The 17,447-nt window shown below is 70.6% G+C and carries 14 protein-coding genes; 7 read left to right on the top strand and 7 right to left on the bottom strand.

The window, feature by feature from the left end:
* Positions 1-35: 35 nt before the first annotated feature.
* Positions 36-1,031, bottom strand: a complete 996-nt coding sequence (locus ACFVH0_RS08715; RefSeq protein WP_385818871.1) for an acetylxylan esterase — start codon at positions 1,029-1,031, stop codon at positions 36-38.
* Between the two features lie 253 nt (positions 1,032-1,284).
* Here ACFVH0_RS08715 and ACFVH0_RS08720 point away from each other — a divergent pair, with 253 nt between their 5' ends.
* The 5 genes from ACFVH0_RS08720 to ACFVH0_RS08740 all read left to right on the top strand — a co-directional run bounded on the left by ACFVH0_RS08720 (position 1,285) and on the right by ACFVH0_RS08740 (position 7,509).
* Positions 1,285-2,532 carry a sugar ABC transporter substrate-binding protein gene (locus ACFVH0_RS08720; RefSeq protein ID WP_385818872.1) on the top strand — a complete coding sequence of 416 codons (1,248 nt, stop codon included), beginning with the start codon at positions 1,285-1,287 and terminating at the stop codon, positions 2,530-2,532.
* 25 nt (positions 2,533-2,557) lie between these two features.
* A complete protein-coding gene (locus ACFVH0_RS08725; RefSeq protein ID WP_385818873.1) occupies positions 2,558-3,550 on the top strand; it encodes a carbohydrate ABC transporter permease in 993 nt (330 codons plus the stop codon).
* The gene (locus tag ACFVH0_RS08730) at positions 3,547-4,455 is read left to right on the top strand and encodes a carbohydrate ABC transporter permease (RefSeq protein WP_385818874.1); all 909 of its coding nucleotides are present in this window, start codon (positions 3,547-3,549) and stop codon (positions 4,453-4,455) included. The genes ACFVH0_RS08725 and ACFVH0_RS08730 overlap by 4 nt, the downstream gene beginning before the upstream one ends.
* An 87-nt stretch (positions 4,456-4,542) precedes the next feature.
* A complete protein-coding gene (locus ACFVH0_RS08735; protein ID WP_385818875.1) occupies positions 4,543-5,745 on the top strand; it encodes a glycoside hydrolase family 1 protein in 1,203 nt (400 codons plus the stop codon).
* 288 nt (positions 5,746-6,033) lie between these two features.
* Positions 6,034-7,509, top strand: a complete 1,476-nt coding sequence (locus tag ACFVH0_RS08740; protein WP_385818876.1) for a glucoamylase family protein — start codon at positions 6,034-6,036, stop codon at positions 7,507-7,509.
* A 76-nt stretch (positions 7,510-7,585) separates the two neighbouring features.
* Here ACFVH0_RS08740 and ACFVH0_RS08745 read toward each other — a convergent pair whose 3' ends face one another.
* The gene (locus tag ACFVH0_RS08745; protein ID WP_385819015.1) at positions 7,586-8,692 is read right to left on the bottom strand and encodes a hypothetical protein; all 1,107 of its coding nucleotides are present in this window, start codon (positions 8,690-8,692) and stop codon (positions 7,586-7,588) included.
* A 92-nt stretch (positions 8,693-8,784) separates the two neighbouring features.
* On the opposite strand from ACFVH0_RS08745, the gene ACFVH0_RS08750 reads away from it, so the two are divergent.
* Together ACFVH0_RS08750 and ACFVH0_RS08755 are read left to right on the top strand one after the other, a co-directional pair.
* The gene (locus tag ACFVH0_RS08750) at positions 8,785-11,067 is read left to right on the top strand and encodes a TPM domain-containing protein (protein ID WP_385819016.1); all 2,283 of its coding nucleotides are present in this window, start codon (positions 8,785-8,787) and stop codon (positions 11,065-11,067) included.
* A 101-nt stretch (positions 11,068-11,168) separates the two neighbouring features.
* The gene (locus ACFVH0_RS08755; RefSeq protein WP_385818877.1) at positions 11,169-11,879 is read left to right on the top strand and encodes a PspA/IM30 family protein; all 711 of its coding nucleotides are present in this window, start codon (positions 11,169-11,171) and stop codon (positions 11,877-11,879) included.
* Positions 11,880-11,895: 16 nt separating this feature from the next.
* On the opposite strand, the gene ACFVH0_RS08760 is transcribed toward ACFVH0_RS08755, so the two are convergent.
* The 5 genes from ACFVH0_RS08760 to ACFVH0_RS08780 form a co-directional block, all read right to left on the bottom strand.
* Positions 11,896-14,424, bottom strand: coding sequence for a SpoIIE family protein phosphatase (locus tag ACFVH0_RS08760; RefSeq protein ID WP_385819017.1), 2,529 nt, complete (start codon positions 14,422-14,424; stop codon positions 11,896-11,898).
* Positions 14,425-14,615: 191 nt separating this feature from the next.
* Positions 14,616-15,044 (bottom strand): ATP-binding protein, encoded by a 429-nt coding sequence (locus tag ACFVH0_RS08765; protein WP_266912640.1) that lies wholly within the window; start codon positions 15,042-15,044, stop codon positions 14,616-14,618.
* Between the two features lie 347 nt (positions 15,045-15,391).
* Complete coding sequence (locus ACFVH0_RS08770) at positions 15,392-15,793, bottom strand: NUDIX domain-containing protein (protein WP_385818878.1); 402 nt, start codon at positions 15,791-15,793, stop codon at positions 15,392-15,394.
* A 169-nt stretch (positions 15,794-15,962) separates the two neighbouring features.
* Positions 15,963-16,163: an SPOR domain-containing protein gene (locus tag ACFVH0_RS08775; protein ID WP_266688844.1), complete on the bottom strand. Its 201-nt coding sequence runs from the start codon at positions 16,161-16,163 to the stop codon at positions 15,963-15,965.
* A gap of 445 nt (positions 16,164-16,608) precedes the next feature.
* The gene (locus tag ACFVH0_RS08780; RefSeq protein ID WP_376425172.1) at positions 16,609-17,361 is read right to left on the bottom strand and encodes a GntR family transcriptional regulator; all 753 of its coding nucleotides are present in this window, start codon (positions 17,359-17,361) and stop codon (positions 16,609-16,611) included.
* Positions 17,362-17,447: the final 86 nt, after the last annotated feature.

The raw sequence follows: 17,447 nt of genomic DNA on the forward strand, positions 1-17,447 counted from the left end.
GGAACCGGCCCGCTCGGGACCGGCCCCCGTACCGGCTATCGGGCCCGGCCCAGCCGCTCCCCGAAGAACCGCTGCCGGGCCGCCCGGAGCTCCGCCACCTCGGCCGCCTTGCCCTCGTACTCGAAGTGCCCCGCGTCCAGCACATGCAGCTCGTGCTCGCCGGCCAGCGCGTTGTGCACGGCGAACTGCCCCGGCGGCGGCACCGAGGGGTCGAAGAGCGCCGCGGCCACCAGGGTGGGCGTCTCCAGCCGCGTCGCGGCCGTGGCGGCGTCGAAGTACGGAAGCACGTCGGTGACCTCGGGGTGGCTCTGGCGGTGGGCCCGCACCGACTCGCCGCTGCCGATGCACTGCAGGGTGAGCCGCAGGGGGTGGTTGCCGAAGGTCGGCACGGTCAGCTGCGCGGCCCCGAAGCGGTCGTCCCAGGGCAGCGCGAGTGCGCCCAGCCCGCCGCCGAAGCTCTCCCCGAGGTAGCCCAGCCCGGGGCCGCCCTCCCCCGGCGCCAGCTCCGGCACCAGTTCGTGCAGCGCCGACGCCGCGCACCACAGGTCCGCCACGCAGTCGCCGATGACGTACGTGTCGCGCGAGCCGATGCCGTGCAGCACGTGCGCGCTGGACACGCCCGGGATGCCCGGGTGCACACCGCGCGTGGCCATGCCCCGTACGCACGGCAGGATCGCCGCGGCCCGGGGCAGCGGCAGCGGCACGTCGGGGCCCGGCTGATCCCGGCCGCCGTAGCCGTGTCCGATGACGAATCCGTACTCCGCGGCCCCCTCGACGGGCAGCGCCACCCAGCCGCCGATCCGCAACCCGCCCACCGAGGTGTACGTCACTCCGTGGATCCGCACCCCGTCGCGCTCCTCCTCCGCAGGCCCGAGCTCCGGCTCCGTGGCGACCTTGCGGGCCTCCTGGTAGCGGTCGCGCCAGAAGGCGTCGAAATCGTCCGGAGCGGCGGGAGCGGGGACGCGCAGCAGGTCCTGGAGCTCGTAGCCGTATGCCGGGTCGAAGGGGAAGTCATGTTCGAACGAAGCCATGAACACGACCGTAACGGCCACGGCCCGCGCGGCACAGCCCCTTGATCATCATCGGACCGACAGCGAAATCGGTCACATCACCCCCAATTTCTCATTTGGCGCGCATACCGTGCCAAGTTGAACATTCAGATGTCCAGCACGTTGCACGAGTGTGACCTAGCACCCTCTTGCGGATTCCCGAATGTCTGCCGCAGAGTGATGTATGCGCTTACAGGCAGCGCATACATCAGGATTGCTCAAGGAGGAGCCCTCCATGCCCCGCACCGCCAGAAACGCCTCGATCGGTATCGCAGTCGCCGCCGCGCTCACGCTCGGCCTGACCGCTTGCGGCAGTTCCGGTGACGATGTCGCCGCGGACAAGAAGCAGACGCTCACCGTCTGGGCCATGGGGGCCGAGGGCGAGAAGCTCGCGGATGTGGCCAAGGTCTACGAGAAGGCCAACCCGAACATCACCGTCAAGGTGACCCCGGTCGGCTGGGACGTCGCCCACCAGAAGCTGGTCTCCGCGGCCGCCGCCGGCACCCTGCCGGACGTGGCGCAGATGGGCGGCAGCTACATGGGCGAGTTCGCCGAGCTCGGTGTGCTGGAGCCGGTCGACACCAAGACCTTCGACGAGAAGGACTACTTCCCGTCCGGCTGGAAGCAGGGCGAGGTGGACGGCCAGGCGTACGGCGTGCCGTGGTACGTCGACACCCGCGTCCTCTACTACCGCACCGACCTGGCCGAGAAGGCCGGCGTCACCAAGGCTCCGACCGACTGGAAGGAGATGCAGGACCTCGCCTCGGCCTACCAGAAGAAGGCCGGGACCAAGTGGGGCCTGTCCATCCAGCCCAGCGGCCTGGACACGGTGCAGAACTTCTACTCCTTCCTGTACTCGGCCGGCGGCGAGATCGTCAACGACAAGGGCGAGGCCGTCATCGACAGCCCCGAGGCCGTCAAGGCGCTCAAGGAGTACGGCTCGTACTTCGACAAGGGGCTCTCCAACAAGTCCGTGCAGCCCGGCTACGACGTGGTCAAGGACTTCGGCAACGGCCGCGTCCCGATGTTCTTCGGCGGCCCCTGGCACGTCACCCTGCTGAACGAGGGCCAGCCGCAGATCAAGGGCAAGTGGGCGGTGGCCAATGTGCCCGCCGACAAGACCTCCGCCTCCATGGCCGGCGGCTCCTCCCTGGTGATCTCCAAGGACAGCGAGCACAAGGCCGCCGCCACCGAGTTCATCAAGTACCTGACGGACACCAAGGGCCAGGCCGACTGGTACAAGCGCACCAAGGACCTGCCGGCCAACACCTCCGCGTGGACCACCGGCACCCTCGCCGACGACGCCGACCTCCAGGTGTTCAAGAAGCAGATGGACACCGCCAAGGCATCCCCGTCGCTGTCCAACTGGACGGAGATCACCGACAAGGTCGACCAGGCCATCGCCAAGGTCACCCAGGGCAAGGCGTCCGCCGAGGACGCGCTCAAGACGGCCCAGTCCCAAATCGAAGGCCTTCTGAAGTAATCGAAGGCCGGACGAAGTAGGAGTCATGCGCACCATGACCGCAAAGGCCGCGGAGTCGGCCAAGGCGCAGGCCGGGCCGGGGGCCTCCGGGGCCCCGGCCACCGGGCCCGCGGGTCGCCGGCGCGGCAAGAAGGCCTCGATGGGCGTGCAGAACGTGGCCGGCTGGCTGTTCTCCACTCCCTTCCTCGTCCTCTTCCTCGTCTTCATGGCGTTCCCGATCATCGCCACGCTGGTGATGAGTTTCACCGACTTCGGGCTGCGCAATGTCACGCACCCGCTGGACGCGAACTTCATCGGCTTCGAGAACTACATCAAGCTGTTCAGCGACGAGAAGTTCCTCAAGTCGCTGTTCAACACGGCGTACTTCGTGGTGATCGGTGTCCCGCTGACGATCGGACTCGGTCTGGTCGTCGCCGTACTGCTGAACAACGGCATCGACCGGGCGCGGACCTTCTTCCGCGTCGGCTTCTACGCCCCGGTGGTCACCACCATCGTCGCGGTCGCCGTGGTCTGGCGGTTCGTGCTCGACCCGAGCGACGGGCTCATCGCGGGACTCTTCTCCGAAGTGGGGCTCACCTCGCCCGACTTCCTGGGCTCCGAGACGCTCGCCATGCCCTCGATGATCGCGATGGCGGTCTGGCGCAACCTCGGCACGGTCATGGTGCTCTTCATCGCCGGTCTGCAGGCCATTCCCACCGAAGTGCGGGAGGCCGCACGGCTGGACGGCGCCGGTGTCTGGCAGGAGTTCAGGGGAATCACCGTGCCGCTGCTGCGGCCCACGCTGCTCTACGCGACGGTGATCACGACCATCGGTTACCTCAACGTCTTCGAGGAGCCGTTCGTGATGACCCAGGGCGGTCCCTCGGACTCCACGCTCACCGTCTCGCTGAACATGTACCGCGAGGGCTTCAACTTCTTCCACATGGGCTATGCGAGCGCCATGGCGTATGTCCTCTTCGTGGTGATCATGGGCATCACGGTGCTCCAGCTCCGACTGCTGAAGGACAACACGAAATGAGCGCCACCAGTGCACCGGGCGCCGTCTCGACGGCGCCGTCGAAGCAGCCCGGCGAAACGCCGCAGCCCAGGATGAAGAAGGCCCGCAACCCGAGGCGCGTCCTCGTCTACGTCCTGCTGTCGGTCGGCCTGCTGATCATGTCGGCACCGTTCCTGTGGATGGCCCTGTCGGCCTTCAAGACACCGCAGGAGCTGACGGCCAGCCCGCCGGTGTGGATCCCGACCGAGTGGACCCTGGACAACTTCCGGGAGCTGCTCGACAAGCTCGATCTGCCGCTGTACTTCATGAACTCGGTGATCGTGGCGGTGCTGGTCACCGTCTCGAACCTGGTGTTCTGCTCGATGCTCGGGTACGCCCTGGCCAAGCTGAACTTCGCCGGCCGCAACAAGATCTTCGGCCTGGTTCTCGGCGCCCTGATGGTGCCCGGCAACCTGATGCTGCTGCCGCTGTTCGTGCTGATGAGCAAGTTGCAGCTGATCGACTCGTACGCCGGTCTGGTGCTGCCGTTCGCCGCCGGAGCCTTCGGGGTCTTCCTGATGCGGCAGTTCATGCAGTCGATTCCGGACGAGCTGCTGGAAGCGGCCCGGATGGACGGCGCCGGTGAGTGGTACATCTTCTGGCGGATCGTGATGCCGCTGGTGAAGCCCGCCCTGGCGACGCTCTCGATCTTCACGTTCCTGGGCTCCTGGAACAACTTCGTCTGGCCGCTCATCGCGACCAACGACCCCGACAAGTACACCCTCCCGGTCGCCCTGGCCACCTTCGCGACCGACCCCAACAAGGCGGGCGGGTCCAACGGCATGCTGATGGCCGGTTCTCTGCTGGTCGTCCTGCCCGTCGTGGTCCTGTTCATCGCGCTCCAGCGGCACTTCACCCAGGGCATCGCCACGGCGGGCATGAAGTAGCCCGCCCGGCAGCCCCACCGAAACGTACGGGGCCGCGGCCCCACACCCCGCGGCCACACCCCTTCATCACCAGAGAGACAGTTTGCGATGACGCACACCCAGGTCCCGTTCCCCGAAAACTTCCTGTGGGGCGCCTCCACGGCCGCCCACCAGATCGAGGGCAACAACACCAACAGCGACTGGTGGGTCAAGGAGCACGCCGCGGGCACCCACATCCAGGAGCCCAGCCTGGACGCCTGCGACAGCTACCACCGCTGGAACGAAGACATGGACACGCTGGCCGGTCTGGGCTTCACCGACTACCGGTTCTCCATCGAGTGGGCGCGCATCGAGCCGGCCGAGGGCCGCTTCTCCCGCGCCGAGCTCGCCCACTACCGCCGCATGGTCGAGGGCGCCATCGAGCGCGGCCTGCGCCCCATGATCACCCTGCACCACTTCACCGTGCCGCAGTGGTTCGAGGCGCGCGGCGGCTGGACCGCCGAGGGCGCGACCGAGCTCTTCGCCCGTTACGTCGCGGCCTGCGCGCCGGTGATCGCCGAGGGCGTCAGCCACGTCTGCACCATCAACGAGCCGAACATGATCGCCGTGATGGCCGGCCAGGCCAAGCGGGGCGACAACAGCTTCCCGCCGGCCGGACTGCCGACCCCCGACGACGAGACCACCGACGCCGTCATCGCCGCGCACCACGCGGCTGTCAAGGAGGTCAGGGCGATCAACCCCGGCATCCAGGTCGGCTGGACCATCGCCAACCAGGTCTACCAGGCCCTGCCCGGCGCCGAGGAGGTCACCGCGGCCTACCGTCACCCCCGCGAGGACGTCTTCATCGAGGCCGCCCGCGGCGACGACTGGATCGGTGTGCAGTCCTACACCCGGACCAAGATCGGCACCGACGGCCCGATACCCACCGCCGAGGGCGTCGAGCGCACCCTCACGCAGTGGGAGTACTACCCCTCCGCGGTCGGCTACGCACTGCGCCACACCGCCGAGGTCCTCGGTAACGACGTCCCGCTGATCGTCACCGAGAACGGCATCGCCACCGACGACGACACCCGCCGCGTCGACTACTACACCGGCGCCCTCAACGAGGTCGCGTCCGCGATCCAGGACGGCCTGAACATCCAGGGCTACCTGGCCTGGAGCGCGCTCGACAACTACGAGTGGGGCTCCTACAAGCCCACCTTCGGCCTGATCGGCTGGAACCCGGAGACCTTCGAGCGGCTGCCCAAGCCGTCCGCCGTCTGGCTGGGCGAGATGGGCCGCACCCGCGCCCTGCCGCGCATCGCCGACTGACGTCGGCCCCCCGGGCCGACCGATGTCGGCTCCCCCGACCGGGAGCTACCTGACAGCTCCCGCCCGTACGGGAACCGGCGACACCTGACGGACGCCGGTCCCCGTACAGCAGGGCCTTCCGGGCCCTGTGCCCGCGTGCGGCGCCGCTCGTGTCCAGCCCTGCTCACGTGCGGCGGCGCACGCGGGTGCCGTACGAGGCAACGGCGCCCCGCGCCCGCAAATCACGACCGACGAACGAAATCCGCCCACCGCCCACAGTCGGTGGCTCTTTCTCTTCGAGGGGTTCTGATGGACCGTCGTACGTTTCTCACCGCTGCGGGAACAGGGGCCGCCGCCCTGTCCCTGGGAGCCGTGGCCGCGCCCCCGGCGGGCGCCGCCGCCCAGCCCGCACGCGGCTCGCAGGCACCGCTGCTGCTGCGCTGGTTCCGCGACACGTATCGCTCGATCGAGGCCATGACGACCGACTTCGGTCTCGCCGTCGACAAGATCGACGTCAGCGGGCCCGGCGCCCCCGTCCAGTCGCGTCAGACCTCCCCCACCAACATCGGGTGCGGTCTCTGGTCGACCGTGGCCGCCGCCGGGCTCGGGGTGATCGACGACGACACCATGCGCCGCCGGCTGGAGCGCACCGTGCGGGCCGTCGAGAAGCTGGAGCGGCACCACGGCTTCTGGCTCAACTGGTACGACGCGCACGACGGTTCGGTCCTCACCGAGTGGCCGGGCACCGGCGACCCGGTCCGCCCGTTCCTCTCGTCCGTCGACAACGCCTGGCTGGTCACCGGCCTGCGCATCGCCGCCGACGCCTCGCCCGCGCTGCGCCCCCGGATCGCCCGCATCCTGGCGACCGCGGACTGGTCCTACTACTACACGCCGTACGACCCGGCCGACCCGGTCGCCGGTCCCGGCCAGCTGCGGGGCGGGTTCTGGCCCGACACCGAGGAGCCGACCGGCCACCACTACGGCGCGCTCAACACCGAGCCGCGGATGGCCAGTTACCTGGGGATCGCGGACGGCTCGCTGCCCGCCGACCACTACTGGCACCTGCTGCGCACAATGCTGCCCGAGCACGAGCAGGAGCAGCACCCGCAGGGGGGTTACGTCGCCATGGACGGCGTACGCGTCTGGCAGGGGCACTACACCCATCGCGGCCGGAAGATCGTGCCCACCTGGGGCGGGTCGATGTTCGAGGCCCTGATGGTGCCCTTGTTCGTGCCGGAGGCGGAGTGGTCGCCGAACTCCTGGGGCCTCACCCACCGCCGGTACGTCCGCAGCCAGATCGAGCACGGCATGGAAGAGGCGGGATACGGGTACTGGGGCTTCTCCCCCTCGAACATTCCCGAGGGCGGCTACCAGGAGTACGGCGTCGACGCGATCGGCATGCAGGTCGACGGCTACGCCTCCAACACCGACCGTACGTACACGAAGGACGGCGAACCGCTGCCGCCCGCCTCGGCGTTCACCAACGGTGTGGTCACCCCGCACGCCTCCTTCCTCGCCCTGCCGTACGCACCGGCCGAGGCGATCGCCAACCTGCGCGCGCTCGACCGCGACTTCGGCGCCTACCACCCGGGGTACGGCTTCCGGGACTCCGTCAATGTCGGCACCGGGCGGGTCAGCGACTATCTGCTCGCGCTGGACCAGGGCATGATCGCGGCGGCACTGGCCCAGGCGATCCGTCCGGGTCTGCTGCAACGGCCGTTCCGGACCGGTGGGTTCCGGTCGAAGGTTCGGCCGCTGCTCGCCAAGGAGCGGTTCTCGATCTGAGCCGCCTCGAAACGTGGTGGCGTACCGGTCCGGGGCGGAGCGCTCGGGGCCCGGCCCCGGCCCGGTACGCCACCGCTCAGTTCCAGCCCTGTCGGTACGCCGTCCAGTCGCCCTCCCGCGCGGCGAAGTCGACGTAGAGCGCGACCCCGAACCGTTCGCGGTCGCGGTCGGTGCGTCCCAGTCCCAGTCGGGTGCCCCGGACCGCGGCCGCGACCGTCTCGGCCGATTCATGGTGTCCGAGGTCGTTCTCGTGGAAGAACGGCACGCCCATCAGCAGATCGGTGTCGCGCGGTGTCACTTCGAGGGCGAGCGCCGTCTGCTGGGCGACATAGCCGCCGAACAGCCCCTCCAGGGGCATCCAGGTGTCGTACGACATGACGGCGATCTGGTCGACCCGGCGCGCGACCTGGCCGAAGAACTTCTGTGACCACCACTTCTGGCTGCCGCCGCTGAGCACCCCGACCACGCGGTGCGCCGAGGGCAGCGGGTCGATCTGGTGGGCGGCGACGGACAGCTGTGCCCGGCGGGCCCCGGTGAGCGCGCGCAGGTCGTCCAGGAGCGAGAGGTAGTTCCTGTCCCCGGAGTGCAGCGGCTCCAGGTCGAAGTGGACACCGTCGAACCCGGCGTCCAGGATCTGCCGGGCCGAGGCGACCACGGCGGTGCGCGACCCGGCCCGTTCCAGGCGCAGTCCGTCGGGCCCTTCGGTGGCGAGCACATCGCCGAGCCAGGCCTGGACCCGGATGCCGGGCAGGGTGCGGTGCACGGCGTCGATCAGCCACCGCGCCCTGGGGTAGCGGTCGGCGGGCAGGGTGCCGTCGTGCTCCAGCGGTCCGGCGTGGACGTACAGGTCCTTGATCCCCGTCCCCTCGATCCGGGTGGCGAACGCGGCGAGGTCGGCGTCGTTCTTGCGTCCGTCGACCCAGGCGTGGCCGAGCCAGATGGCGTCGCGGCCACGGGTGCGGGTGTGGTCGCCCGGGTCGCCGGAGTAGTTGAGCCGCAGGGCGGCGCCCGCGGTGAGGACCGGCACCACGATCACCAGGACCGCCACCAGGGCGATCCTTCTGGGCCAGGTCCACCTGAACCTGGCCGCCCGTTCGCGTATCCGCCCGGTCCCGCGTTTGATCCCTGTGAGCACGTCCGTCTCCCCCGGTGTTCCGGTGTGCCGTCGCCGTACGAAGGGCATCATGACGCACCGCACGGGTGCCGTTGGCGGGCCCGGTCGCCGGGTCGCGGGTGACGGAGGGTGGACATAGCCTCACAAATGTGACGCCGCCCGTGAGCCGTACCCGGATATCCATACCGGGCCGGGCCCTGCTCACCGTGCTGATGGCGGTGTGCTGGCCGGCCCTTCCCGCAGCGCCGGCCGCGAGGCCGTCCCCGCAGAGTCCCGCCTGGCTCGCGACACCCGGCACGCACGCCGACGGCGTTGTCGCAGTCGCCTTCGCACATCCGGTACGAGAGCGATCCTCCGCCTCGCGATCGCACGCACCGGACGCCGTGAGCCACGCCCTGCGGGCGTACGACGGGACTCTGCGGACACAGCTTCGCGCCGATGATCCCGTCACGCTGTCCCGGGACGGTCAGATCACCGACAAGGTGGGGGCGCTCGGGGACCGCAGGGAGCAGGTGCGCACGGCACTCGACCGGCTGTACGCGGACCGCCGCGTACAGCTCTTCGTCGTGTACGTACGGGACTTCTCCGGCCGGTCCGCGCAGAGCTGGGCCGATGCGACGGCCGACCGCAACGGTCTCGGCCGCGACGACATCCTGCTCGCGGTCGCCACCCACGACCGGCAGTACGCGTACACCGTCGAGCAGGGCTCACGTCTGACCGACTCCCAGCTCCAGGACGTGGCGAGGACCGCGATCGAGCCGGCGCTCCGGGAGAACGACTGGGCCGGCGCGGCGATCGGCGCCGCGGACGGGTACTCCGCCGTACTGGCGGACAAGCCCGTGCCCACTCCGGCCATCACCCCCGGTGCCGCCGATCCCGGCAGTGGCTCCGGCGGGACCAGCACCGGGGACCTGATTCTTCCGGTGGTCGTCGTCGGAGGTGCTGCGGCGGTGGCCGGCTACGCGTACACCCGGCGCAGGCGGCGCGCCACGACCCGCACCACGCCCGGCGCGAAGGGCTGGGGCCCGGCCCCGCCCGGCGGGGTGCCCGAGCCGACGCCGCTGCCGGAGCTCGACGCCCGCGCGAAGGAGGCGCTGGTGGACACCGACGACGCGGTGCGCACCAGCGAGGAGGAACTGGGTTTCGCCACCGCCCAGTTCGGCGAGGAGGCCGCGGCCCCGTTCGCCCAGGCCGTCGGTTTCGCGAAAGGTGAGCTGACGGCGGCGTTCCGGCTGCGGCAGCAGTTGGACGACGCCTTTCCCGAGGACGATCCGACCAGGCGCCGGATGCTGGACGAGATCATCAGCCGCTGCGCGGACGCCGGCGACCGGCTGGACGCCGTGTCCGAGGACTTCGACCGGCTGCGTGCCCTGGAGGCCGACGCCCCGCAGGCCCTGGCCACGGCCGAGACCGCGTTCCGGGCTCTCGCCGGGCGGATCGCCGCGGCCGAGGCCACCCTGACCACGATGCGCGAGGAGTACGCGGAGTCGGCCTTCGCGGCGGTCGCCGGTGACATCGAGCAGGCCAAGGACCGGCTGGTCTTCGCCACGTCGAGCCTCAACCGGGGCCGGCAGTCGGTGGACAGCGCCAACAACTCGGCGGCGGCGGTGTACATCCGGGCCACCGAGGGCGCCGTCGACCAGGCGACCACTCTCGTGGACGCGGTGGAGCGGCGCAGCCGGGAGCTCGCGGAGGCGGCGGGGCGGCTGCCCGCCGCCCTCACCGAGACGGAGACCGATCTGGCCGATGCGGGCGGGCTGCTGGAGGGCACCGGGGACGGTGCGCCGACCGCGGACCTGCAAGGCCGGATCGCCCGTGCGAAGTCGGTGCTCGGCGCTGTGCGGGCCCAGATGCTGGCCGGTCCGTACGACCCGATCGACGCGTTGCGCAGGGTGGAGGAGGCGGACGCGGCGCTCGACGAGGCGCTGGCCGGTGTCCGTGAGCGGGAGCAGGGCGACCGGCGGGCGCTGTCGCTCCTGGACGGTGCGGTGCTCACCGCGCGTTCGGCGATCGCCGCGGCGGCCGACTTCATCACCACGAACCGGGGGGCGGTGGGCAGCCAGGCCCGGACCCGGCTGGCGGAGGCCCAGCGGCGGCTGGACCGGTCCCGTGAACTGGCCGGGTCGAAGGATCCGCAGGGAGCGCTGGCCGAGGCGCAGCAGGCGGACTCGCTGGCGGGTCAGGCCCGGAGCCTGGCCGAACAGGACGTGCGCTCGTACGGGAACCGGAACGGTCCGGGCGGTGCGCGGGGAACGGGCGGCGGGGTCGGCGGGGCGGTGCTCGGCGGCATCATCCTCGGCGGCCTCCTGGGCGGCGGAGGGACACGCGGTGGTGGCGTGCACGGCGGCGGGTTCGGCGGCGGGGGGCACGGAGGGACCGCCGGGCCGGGCAGCTTCGGCGGCGGGGGCACCCGGGGCCGGCGCGGTGGCGGCGGCCGTTTCTGACCCGGCCGGGGGCGGCGGCACAAGACCTCGCCCGCGGCTTCACTCACAGCTTCATCAGCAGGGATTCACCCGGAGAACCGCACTCGCACAAGGAGAGGTCCATGACCAAGCAGACCATTCTCGGCCGCGTCACCCAGCTGGCTAAGGCCAACATCAACGCGCTGCTCGACCAGGCCGAGGATCCGCAGAAGATGCTGGACCAGCTGATCCGCGAGTACACGGCCAACATCTCGGAGGCCGAGCAGGCGGTCGCCACGACCATCGGCAATCTGCGGCTGATGGAGCAGGACCACCAGGAGGATGTGGACGCGGCGAAGGAGTGGGGCGGCAAGGCGCTCGCCGCGAGCCGGAAGGCCGACGAGCTGCGGGCGGCCGGGTCGGCCGCGGAGGCGGACAAGTTCGACAACCTGGCCAAGGTGGCGCTCGGCCGTCAGCTGCGTTCGGAGAAGGAGGCGAAGACGGCGGAGCCGACCATCGCGGCGCAGACCGAGGTGGTGGACCGGCTGAAGTCGGGCCTGGACCAGATGAAGGCCAAGCTGTCGGAGCTGAAGGCGAAGCGGGACGAGCTGGTGGCCCGCGCCAAGTCCGCCGAGGCGCAGAACCGGATGATGGACTCCGTCAAGAGCATCGATGTGCTCGACCCGACCAGTGAGCTCAGCCGGTTCGAGGACAAGGTGCGGCGGGAGGAGGCGAGGGCGCTGGGCAAGCAGGAGCTGGCCGCGTCGTCCCTGGACGCCCAGTTCGAGCAGCTGGACAGCCTGGGCGACAGCGCCGAGGTCGAGGCCCGGCTGGCCGCGCTGAAGACGGCCTAGGCCCGGTTCGGGCGGGTCAGTACATGCTGAGCAGCTGGTCGACCGAGAGTTCGGCGGCCGGCTCGCCGTCGGGCAGGGCCAGTTCGAACCAGACGGTCTTGCCGCGCGGGGTCCGCCTCGATCCCCAGGCCACGCTCAGCAGCCCGACCAGCTGGAGCCCGCGCCCGCCCTCGTCGGTGTCGCGGGCCCGCCGTCGCCGGGGCTGGACGAGTCCGGCGTCCCAGACCTCGCAGACGAGGGTGCGGTCGCGCAGCAGTCGGAGCCGGATCTCGCCCTCCCCGTACCGCAGGGCGTTGGTGACCAGCTCGCTGACCAGCAGTTCGGTGGTGTCGACGAGGTCGTCCAGGCCCCAGGCGAGCAGCCGGCCGCGGGCCAGTTCGCGGGCGCGGCCCACGGAGCGGGGCTCGCGGGGCAGCCGCCAGTCGCCGACCGCGTCGGCCGGCAGTCCCTGGATGCGGGCCACCAGCAGGGCGATGTCGTCCTCGCCGTGACCGGTGTCGAGGGTGGTCAGTACGTGGTCGCAGACGTCCTCGATCGGCCGTTCCGGTTCGACGAGCGCCGCGCGCAGGGCTTCGAGCCCTTCGTCGAGCGGGTGGTCGCGGGACTCGACGAGCCCGTCCGTGTAGAGGGCGAGCAGGGAGCCCTCCTTGAGTTCGACCTCGACCTCCTCGAAGGGTTCGCCGCCGACGCCGAGCGGCATGCCGGGCGGCACGTCGAGCAGCAGGGCGGCCTCGCCCGGTTCGACGACGGCGGGCGGGAGGTGGCCCGCGTTGGCGAAGGTGCAGCGCCGGGTGACCGGGTCGTAGACCGCGTACACACAGGTCGCCAGGTAGACCTCGGAGAGGTCCGCCTCCCGGGACTTGTGGGCGGCCCGCGAGGGCCACTGGGAGCCGCCGCCCGAGGCGCTGCCGCCGGGGGTGCCCAGTCCGCGGGCGACCTCGTCGAGCGCGGAGAGCACCTCGGCGGGTTCCAGGTCCAGCAGGGCCAGGGTCCTCACGGCGGTGCGCAGTTCGCCCATGGCGACGGCGGCCCGCAGTCCGCGGCCCATGACGTCGCCGACGACGAGGGCGGTGCGGTGGCCGGGGAGTTCGATCACGTCGAACCAGTCGCCGCCCACCTCGGTGGCCGTGTTGCCGGGCAGGTAGCGGCAGGCGATGTCGAGGCCGGCGGCCACCGGGTCGCCGGGCGGCAGCAGGCTGCGCTGGAGGATCAGCGCACGTTCGTGCTCGCGCCGGTAGAGGCGGGCGTTGTCGATGCAGACCGCGGCGCGGGCGGCGAGTTCGGTGGCCAGGGCCCGGTCCCGCTCGCCGAAGGGCTCGCTGCCCTTGGTGCGGGAGAACTGCACGAGACCGACCACCGTGTCGTGGGCGACCATCGGGACGGCGAGTGTGGACTGGACGAAGCCCCGGTCGTCGCCGGGCACGTCCTCGACGTGGCCGGTGCGCAGCGCGATGGCGCACGGCGAGTTGAAGGAGAAGCGGTGTACGGAGCCGAGCTCGGGCGAGCCGGTCTCCGCGGCGGTGTCGGGCAGGACGTCCGCCACCGCGCTGGCCAGGGCGACGCGGCGTAGTTCGGCGGAGCCGCCGACGGCTTCCTGACGGAGCGAATCCCAGCTGCCGGGCGGTGCGTCGTCGCCGGTGAGCAGCCCCTGGTAGAGGTCGACGGAGGCGAGGTCGCAGAAGCCGGGCACGGCGACGTCGAGGAGTTCGCGGGCGGTGGTCTCCAGGTCCAGGGAGTTGCCGATCCGGGCGCTGGCCTCGTTGAGCAGGGCGAGGTTGCGGCGGGCGCTGGCGGCCTCGCGGGCGGCGATGTGCCTGCGGGTGACATCGGTGGCCAGTCCGGCGACGCCGACGGGGCGGCCGGATCCGCTGTGCACGCGGTAGAGGTTCATGGACCAGTGGCGGCTGCCGGGTTCGCCGGGCGCGGTACCGACGATCCGGAGATCGGTGACGGACGTTCCGGTCTCCAGTACGCGCTCGATGGTGGCGGTGAGCTGGTCGGCCTCGGAGCCGGAGAGATAGTCCTCGACCGTGCGGCCGCGGTGGTCCTCGGCCCGGCCGCCGAAGACGGTGGCGAAGCGCTGGTTGGCGCGGATCACCGCGAGGTCCGTACCGAACAGCACGAAGCCGAAGGGAGATTGGCCGAATATTGCCTGTGATGCGGCAAGGTCCGTCTCGATGTGACGCAGTGCCCGGACGTCCACGACGATGCAGAGCGCGGCCCGTTCCCCGCCGGCCGTCTCGCTCGGCATCACATAGATCTCGGCAAGCCCCCGCACCGCCTCTTCGCCGGGAATGCGGAAGGGGACGAGGCCCGTCCATTCCCGGCCGTCGAGGATCTCTCCGACCGTGCGGCGGCCGTCCGTGCGCAGTTCGGCGGGCATGAATGCCTCGACCGGGTCCATGCCCACCGCTTTGTCCGCGGCAATGCCGAAGAGGCCGGCGGCCCGGCGGCTCCACTGCTCGATCAGGCCATCGGGGCCGATCGAGAAGGAGGCGACCCTGATGTAGTCGTAGATCGAGCCAGGCGGGCTGCTCTGCCACACGATGTCGCCCGCTGTCCCAGGTATTTCGCTCACGCGACCGTCCCCTCCAGCTCACACACCGGACCGGTCATGCCCGCAGTATTCAGCACTCCGGCCCCAACCGACACGGCGTTCACGATCACAGCACGGTCTCAGTCCCTTTCAGCCAGCTTCTGGCCGACCCGGTGATCGCTGTCCGTCCCACCCCACTCCTAACCAGGCAGGGCCAGCTCGAACCACACGGTCTTGCCGGTCTTTCCCCGCCGGGTTCCCCAGCGGCGGGCGGAACACGCCACCAGCTGCAGCCCTCTGCCCCCTTCGTCCTCCGGTCCCGCCATACGTTCGGTGGGCGGATCCGGAAGCGGATCGGAGACTTCCACGAGCAGTCCCGGATGGGCGGAGGGGGCGTCACCGTTGAGATGAGGACGTACCAGGCGTACGCCGATGGGCCCCGATGTATAGCGCATCGAGTTGGTGACCAACTCGCTGACCAGCAGAACTGTCACATCCCCGACAGCGGCGTCGAGCCCCCAGGCGCTCAACGCCCCATGGACCGCATGCCGTGCGGATCGCACGGCGCCCGGCTCAGCCGGAAAGGTCCACTCGGCGCAGTCGCCTTCACTGTCGATCACGCCGATCACTTCCCAAGACCAGCAGCGGGGAACACCCTGTTTACAAGGGTTATTCAGCACATACCCGATATTTGGGTTTAACTATCGCCAGGATCGACACGTGGGGCGTACGGGTGTACGGCCGCGCGCACGAACAGATGTGCCTGGGTAGAAGGGGCGCACGAGGCAGCGGCCACGCGCTGCCGCCTTGGCGCCTGCCCCGGTCGACCACCCCTGGCGCCCCCGCGTACGGGCCAACTCCCATACGGCTTCCGCCCCGTTCGGGCCGCCGGCGCGAACGCCGGGGCAAGGACCGGGGCGAGGGGCGGGGCGATGCGGCGGAACCGTGGTGGTACGGGGAGGCAGGGCGGGGCGGATCAGGCCAGCGCGCCCGAGGCCCTGAGGTCGTCGAAGAGCAGTTGGTCGACCGGCGGGACGAGCGGTCGGTCGGCGTAGGAGAACCAGGCCATCTCCTCGATCTCGCTGCTGACGGTCAGCGTCCCCCGGTACTCGCCGGCGTAACAGCTCATGCGCACGACCACGCCTTCCGGATGGCCGTGCGCCTGCGCCTCGTACGTACCCATGTGGGACACCGTCGCGGGCAGGATGGCCACGGCCAGCTCCTCCTCGACCTCGCGCAGCAGGGTCTGCAGGTCGGTCTCCCGGCCCTCCCGCTTGCCGCCGGGGATGTAGAAGACGTCCTTGCCCCGCGGTCGCGCACAGAGAATCCTGCCGTTCTCCACCCGCACCCATGCCACCGTGTCGATCAGGACCGACATCACTCCGCCTTCGCTCATCCGCAACCCGGTCGGACCGACCCGGGGTCTTTCGTCCGGATCATGCCGGGCGGCCGGCACGGGCGGCAAGCGCGGGCGACGGGCCGGTGAACGCGGGCACGGTCATGCGCCGGAGCGCGATCACCGCCCCGCCGCGCTCCTCGCGCTCGCCCTACGGCCGGGCGCTCTGCCCGACGCGCTCCACCCAGTAGAGCTGCTTGTGGCCGTGCTCATCGAGCTTGTCGGCGATCTTCTGGGCCTCGCCCTGCGTGGCATACCTGCCGACGCGATAGCGATTGCCGTTGTCGTCCTGCCTTATCACCAGCCACGGGAGCACGGCACCGCTGTCGCTCATCGTGTCCCTCCCGAGCATTGCGCCCCTCCCTCGAACGGCGTGCACATCAGTAAAGATCCCCAGGAAACCGCAGTACGCATATGCCCGAGCGTACGCCTGACCTTTACTCAACGGATACGTAATTACACAAAGAGATACGGATCCGGCCGACAAGAGGGGGCGCACCCAGCTGGATGCGCCCCCTTCTGCGCCCCTCGCGCCCACCCCGGACGCCGGAAGCCCGGCCGGTGCACCGGCCGGGCTTCGTGTCGGCTGCGCCCTGTCCGTCACCGACGGCTTCGCGTCCGCCTTCCGATGAGCGGGTACGGAACGGAAGGCAGGATCAGGACATGACAATCAGCTGAGACCGGTGATCACCGCCCGGTCGCAGGATGCGGCAGGGCGTCGGCCCGACCCGGCCCAGCCCGATTCGGCCCGGCGTCGGCCCGGTGGACCGCGCCGGACGGCGCCCGCCGAGCACCGCTCACCGGACCGGTAGGTGGTAGGCGACCCGGTAGCGATCGGCGGGCACCACCACGTCCGCCGTCTCGACCGGGCGACCCGAGGCGTAGTACGTCCGCTCGATCACCATCACCACATGCCCCGGCACCCCGCCGAGCGCCAGGAGCTCCTCCGCCAGCCCCGGACGCGCGCCGACCTGCTCGGCCACGTTGTCCACGACGACATCGATCGCGGCCATCCGCTCGACCACTCCGCAACCGCCCAGCGGACCCTCTTCCGGCAGCATCACCGGCGTACGCCCCGTCACGGCGAGCGGCTCCCAGGAGGTGGAGAGCATCATCGGCTCCCCGGCCTCACGGAAGGTGTACCTCGTCCGCATCACCCGGTCGCCCGGCTCGATGCCCAGGCGCTCGGCGATCTCGACGCTCGCCCCTTCCTGTTCGCTGCGGGACTCCCATGTCCCGTGCACCCCTTCCGCCGTCTGCTCCTGACGGAACGGACTGGCGCCGGCCGCGGACCGGTATCCGGAGCGGGCGATCCGCCGCGGGACGGGGCGCTCGCGCACATAGGTCCCGGAACCGGAACGCCCCTCCACCAGACCCTCGGCCATCAACACCTTTCGCGCCTCCAGCGCGACGGTGTCCGAGACTCCGTACTCCTCGCGGATACGGGCCTGCGAAGGCAGGCGCGTATGCGGCGGCAGCGAACCGTTGACGATCTTCTCTCGCAGATCGCTTGCAACGCGCAGATACGCGGGCTGCTCACCGAAAGTCACAGGCCACTCCCAACAGGTTGACAGTCTGCAACAGCCTGACAACCGTCGGTTGTGAACCGCAAGCGCAGGCCAAAGATTCACTCGAA

The organism is Streptomyces sp. NPDC127117, from assembly GCF_042677325.1.
Classification (GTDB): Bacteria; Actinomycetota; Actinomycetes; order Streptomycetales; family Streptomycetaceae; genus Streptomyces.

What these genes read in the sequence shown, in the direction of transcription:
- ACFVH0_RS08715 (WP_385818871.1), bottom strand. Translation starts at nt 1,031, where the DNA reads ATGGCTTCGTTCGAACATGACTTCCCCTTCGACCCGGCATACGGCTAC.
- ACFVH0_RS08720 (WP_385818872.1), top strand. Translation starts at nt 1,285, where the DNA reads ATGCCCCGCACCGCCAGAAACGCCTCGATCGGTATCGCAGTCGCCGCC.
- ACFVH0_RS08725 (WP_385818873.1), top strand. Translation starts at nt 2,558, where the DNA reads ATGCGCACCATGACCGCAAAGGCCGCGGAGTCGGCCAAGGCGCAGGCC.
- ACFVH0_RS08730 (WP_385818874.1), top strand. Translation starts at nt 3,547, where the DNA reads ATGAGCGCCACCAGTGCACCGGGCGCCGTCTCGACGGCGCCGTCGAAG.
- ACFVH0_RS08735 (WP_385818875.1), top strand. Translation starts at nt 4,543, where the DNA reads ATGACGCACACCCAGGTCCCGTTCCCCGAAAACTTCCTGTGGGGCGCC.
- ACFVH0_RS08740 (WP_385818876.1), top strand. Translation starts at nt 6,034, where the DNA reads ATGGACCGTCGTACGTTTCTCACCGCTGCGGGAACAGGGGCCGCCGCC.
- ACFVH0_RS08745 (WP_385819015.1), bottom strand. Translation starts at nt 8,692, where the DNA reads ATGCCCTTCGTACGGCGACGGCACACCGGAACACCGGGGGAGACGGAC.
- ACFVH0_RS08755 (WP_385818877.1), top strand. Translation starts at nt 11,169, where the DNA reads ATGACCAAGCAGACCATTCTCGGCCGCGTCACCCAGCTGGCTAAGGCC.
- ACFVH0_RS08770 (WP_385818878.1), bottom strand. Translation starts at nt 15,793, where the DNA reads ATGTCGGTCCTGATCGACACGGTGGCATGGGTGCGGGTGGAGAACGGC.
- ACFVH0_RS08775 (WP_266688844.1), bottom strand. Translation starts at nt 16,163, where the DNA reads ATGCTCGGGAGGGACACGATGAGCGACAGCGGTGCCGTGCTCCCGTGG.